Origin of the sequence: Maribacter sp. (assembly GCF_049667165.1) — a bacterium.
Taxonomy (GTDB): Bacteria; Bacteroidota; Bacteroidia; order Flavobacteriales; family Flavobacteriaceae; genus Maribacter_A.
On the sequence record NZ_JBATHS010000372.1, the window covers coordinates 1 to 4,939 of the forward strand.

Sequence of the window (4,939 nt, forward strand, 5' to 3'; positions counted from 1 at the left end):
TAGGGAAAAGCGGTGTCGTAGTCATGATCAATGGGAAACAAAGTTATATGCCAGCATCAAGTCTTGTACAACTATTGGAAGGAATGAGCGCGAACAATGTCGAAACTATTGAATTGATCACCACTCCTCCGGCCAATTTCGATGCCGAAGGCAATGCCGGCTTTATCAATATCGTACTAAAGGAACAAACCGATGTAGGCCTTAATGGGTCCTATTCAGTTTCTGGAGGGGTCGGAAACGGAAGTACGACCTCCGATAATATCAGCTTTAACTATAGAAAAAACAGACTTAACTTTTTCGGCAATTATTCTTTTATGAGAAATGCACAAGGGCAGCTATTCGCTTTTGATAGGAGTTTCAATGACGGGAATAACATTCCTGTGAACTTAGCTACCGAATCTGACCGGGATCCTATTCAGCGCAACCACAATATTCGAACGGGACTGGATTATCAAACATCCGATAAAACAATCATAGGGCTGTTGTTATGGGCCAATGATAACAAGTGGACGATGGATGCCGTGAATCAAAGTCAAGAGACCGAAAATGGTATGCCGAGCTCTTTTGTTCAGCTTTTGAATACCGAAAGAAATCAATTGCAGCATTTTGGGTCGAACATGAATATCAAACATGATTTTAAGAAGGATGGGTTTGTAAGCTTTGACTTGGATTACCTCAAATATAGGCTTGAAAATCCAACGGTCTATACCAATAGTTTTTTTGATGGCAACAACAACTTCCTTAGGGAAGAACTCACCACGAGCGATAAAACAACCCCGATCAACATTACCGTAGGAAAGACCGATTATAGCAACCGCATCAGCGATAAGATCAAATTGGACATAGGTATAAAAGGGGCTTTTAGCAATTTTGATAATGATGTGTCGGTAGGAACTTTTGAGGGACAAAATTTCGTTGAAGATCCAGATCTTACCGATGTCAGCTCCCTAAAGGAACGCATATTGGCCGGGTATGGCAGCTTGGAATATACCATGAGCGATAAAACCAGTGTACAGTTGGGCCTGCGCTATGAACATACCGACTCGGAACTGAATTCTGAAAAACAAGGGAAAGTGGTGGATAGGTCCTTTGGCGAACTCTTTCCGACCGCATATATCTCCCATAAGGTAAACGACACCTTGAATTTTAATCTTTCCTACTCAAGACGAATTACCCGACCTACCTTCAACGATATGGCACCGTTTGTCATTTTTGTAGACCCCACTACATTTTTTGCAGGAAATCCTGCTGTTCAGCCCGCAATATCCAACTCGGGCAAATTTGACCTCAACTATAGGTCCGCCATACTTTCGGTCCAGTATTCCATTGAGGATGGTACCATTTCGAGATTTAATTCCCGATTTGACGAGGAAAACGAAAGGCTCATCTTTGGAGCCTCGAATATGGACCAGACCAAAACATTTTCATTGACCTTTGGACTTCCTATAACCTTCACCAATTGGTGGAAAATGCAGAATAACCTCATATACCTAAACACTAAGGTTACAAATACCATTGCCGGATCACAAATTGCCTTAGAACAGAACACCTTCAACATAAACAGTACACAGTCGTTTACATTGGCGAAAAACCTTACTTCGGAAATCAATGTAAACTATAGCAGTCCATCGATCATAAGCTTTATAGGTACTGCAGTACTGGAAGAATACTATGGGGTCAACCTCGGTATCCAAAAGAAATTCGGTGCCAAATGGGGCACCCTCGGATTCAAGGTCAATGACTTGTTCGATTCTATGATATGGACCGTAGCAACCGATATTCCCGAACAAAATTTGAATACGGTAAATTCCTTTGATTTCTCTAATCGCACCTTCATATTGACCTATTCGAACAGCTTTGGAAATAGCAAATTAAAATCTGCCCGGGAACGTGGTACGGGCGCCGAGGAAGAAAAATCAAGGGTCAACTAAGCAATGAATCATCCCGTGGGCCATTACCACCTTGGTCTAGACAAAAAGGAAAGAACATAGTGAGTGGATTGAAAAGGAGCCTTCCTAATAAAAAAAGGCAAGTTGGGTTCACTGAACTACAACCATCAAATCGTTTGTATGCGATTCAGCAATGGTTCTTTGTGCGATTTTCCCATTGGGATTACCTTTCGGTTGATCTCTAAATGCCCGTCGGCAACAACATCAAGTTTGGAAATGTTGACCATATACGACCTATGAACCCTGATGAACATCGATGCAGGCAGCTTTTCTTCCATGGTTTTTAAGGTGGTTGCCAACAAATATTGGTTAGATGTCGTTACGATCATACAATAATTTCGATCCGCCTCAATATATAGGATATCCGCCAATAATAATTTGTTCATATGGCCCTTATGGCGTATAAAAATTCGGTCATCCAAAACTTTCAAGGACGGGTATCCTATTTCCTTATTACTATTTTTTAATTTGATTTGCTGTACTACCAGCTCAAACGTTCGCTGTAATTGTAAGGTGTTCAAAGGTTTGGGTATAAAGGCAAAAGGATGGGTCTCCTTGGCCCTGTTAAACGAAGCCTCATCGGTATTCGCGGTAAGGTATATGACAGGGATATTGAAGGCCTCATGTATACGCTGGGTGGTTTCAATGCCATCTAGTTTACCTTTTAAATTCACATCCATAAGTATTATATCCGGACAATTCTCCCGTGCATGGACAAGGGCCTCCTCGCCCCTGGTTTCAATACCGGTAACTTCATACCCCAAATTGGTCAGTTGCAAACTGATATTGGCGGCAATGATCATATCATCCTCAACTACCAAAACCTTGATTTTATCTTCCATATCTATGCCGCTTTATTATATTGAAATTCAAAGGAAACCGTCGTTCCGTTTTCTACTACTAATTTCATTTTACCGTCTAATTGTCGTGTCAATAATTTAATCAGTTTAGTTCCAAACCCAGTTTCTATGTTCTTTTTTGTGACCTGTGATCCAATGCCGTTATCCGAAACATTCAAGAACAATTGGGAGTTTGCTTTTTTTAATTTGATGGTGACCGCTCCCGATGCCTTATTCGGAAATGCATATTTCATCGAATTGGTCAAAAGCTCATTCACGATAAGTCCTATTGGTATGGCCGTATCGACCTCCAATTCAATCTCATCCATATCCAATCGCACTTCGACCCTATCTTGGGCATCAAAAACACTGACCACATAATTTGACAAATCAGAAAAATAGGACTTCATTTCAATGGATGAAAGGCTCTTCTCTTGATACAACTTTTGATGTATCATGCTCATGCTCTGGATTCTATGTTGGCTATTCTGCATGGCGGTAAGAATTTTTTCATCATTGATCTCCGCCGATTGTAAGGAGATGAGGCTAGAGACAATCTCAAGGTTATTCTTTACCCGATGATGGATCTCTTTTAACAGAAACTCCTTTTCTTTGTTCTGTTTTTCAAGCATTTTATTTTTTTTACTATTGTTCTCCAATGACTTATAAAGCAATAGTAAATAGAGCAGCAAAAGAAACACAAGGACGATAATCAACGATTGCCTTGTTTGTTGTCGGGAAATACGGGTTTGCTGCAATTGAATGGTATTTTCTTTTTGGGCAACATCGAATTCGGTCCTCAATTGCGATATGCGTTGATCGGCCTCAGCCGTAAAAATCCTATCCTTTAGATCATCGTATACGGCAAAGGCTTGATAGGCTTCTTGATAATTATGGTTCCCCGCCAATGCCTTTCCCAAGGTTTCATACGCTTGGCTCAAATAATACTCATCCCCAAAATCGGCAGAGGCAATGGTAATGCACTTGTTTAAACTTTCGATGGCCGACGCATACTTCCCTTGAATATTCTCCAACTTCCCAATAGATAGCCATGAGCGCATCAACATAAAATTATTGTCCAATAACTCTGCATATTTCACGGCGCTTTCAGCGGCAACAGCCGCTTTGTCGAATTCGTTCAAATAGGTATAGAGATCTACCTTTGAAATATATACATCGCTAAGATTATTGTAAAAACCATAGCGCTCACCAATGGCAATCGAATGATCGTAATAGTTCAAGGCCTTTTCGTAGGCTTTCAACTCCAAATAATTATTAGCAACCACATAAAGTGTAAAACCATAATCCATGTCATTGATACCGCGTTCCTCAAAGATGGCGACCGATTTTAAACCATATTCCAAACCAGAATCAAATTTTGATTGTTTCCAGAACAAATTGCTTAAATCGCTATATGCCAATGCCATGGCCTTTTTATCATTCAATTTCTCCCCTAGCCGCAAAGCATCCATGGCATAATCCGCAGCACGATCCAACTGTCCCTTGCGTTCAAAAACATATCCTAATTGAGTATATAGAAACGATAGGTCACTTTCATGTACTTTTTCCTTCGCCTGGGTTAAAATTGTCAAAGCACTATCCAGTTTTTCCATACGCAATAAAATTGCGGCCTGTGTAATCTGAAACCTACCTTCCCAAAGTGTGTCGTTCTTTTTCCTTGTCAGTTCTAGGCCCTTCTGGGTATGGGCAAGCGAAGTATTTAAATTACGGGTATGCCAATAGTATGCGAGATCATTGAGCATGGAGTACTGAATGGTATCGGTTTTGATCAACGGGTAGGCCTCCTCTAGGATGTCCAAATACGAAGCACCGAAATTATCGGTCTCTACAAAAACCTTTTTGTAAGGTTTTTCGCGGTCGAGGTCCACTATTTGGGATATACCGATAAAGCCATTCAATAAAGAAAAGGTGGTTGTGAATATCGCAATCAAAAACCGAATTCTCATTTCTAAATATTGTCACCGGGGGAAACGAGTTTGTTAAATATACAACATTTTATAAATAAATCTTTGATAATTAAAAATGGGGGTTCGGACAGTATTTCAACCATTTCATCCCTACTTGCTTTCATTCTAGGTTGCAATTGTATTCTTTAGGTAGTGAAAAGTATTCGCTTGTGGTGCTAAGGGG

The 4,939-nt window shown here is 40.4% G+C and carries 3 protein-coding genes; 1 reads left to right on the forward strand and 2 read right to left on the reverse strand.

Annotated features, from left to right (window positions below; all coding sequences use genetic code 11):
- Nucleotides 1-1,931 (forward strand): outer membrane beta-barrel family protein (locus tag WBM98_RS16780; RefSeq protein ID WP_424367169.1); only part of this gene is annotated, 1,931 nt, incomplete at its 5' end.
- Nucleotides 1,932-2,056: 125 nt separating this feature from the next.
- Here the strand turns inward: WBM98_RS16780 and WBM98_RS16785 are convergent.
- The gene (locus tag WBM98_RS16785) at nucleotides 2,057-2,791 is read right to left on the reverse strand and encodes a LytR/AlgR family response regulator transcription factor (RefSeq protein ID WP_424367170.1); all 735 of its coding nucleotides are present in this window, start codon (nucleotides 2,789-2,791) and stop codon (nucleotides 2,057-2,059) included.
- A 2-nt stretch (nucleotides 2,792-2,793) separates the two neighbouring features.
- Complete coding sequence (locus WBM98_RS16790; RefSeq protein ID WP_424367171.1) at nucleotides 2,794-4,755, reverse strand: histidine kinase dimerization/phosphoacceptor domain -containing protein; 1,962 nt, start codon at nucleotides 4,753-4,755, stop codon at nucleotides 2,794-2,796.
- Nucleotides 4,756-4,939 lie beyond the last annotated feature (184 nt).

Coding starts and splice junctions, on each gene's coding strand:
- WBM98_RS16790 (WP_424367171.1), bottom strand. CDS start 4,755: ATGAGAATTCGGTTTTTGATTGCGATATTCACAACCACCTTTTCTTTA.
- WBM98_RS16785 (WP_424367170.1), bottom strand. CDS start 2,791: ATGGAAGATAAAATCAAGGTTTTGGTAGTTGAGGATGATATGATCATT.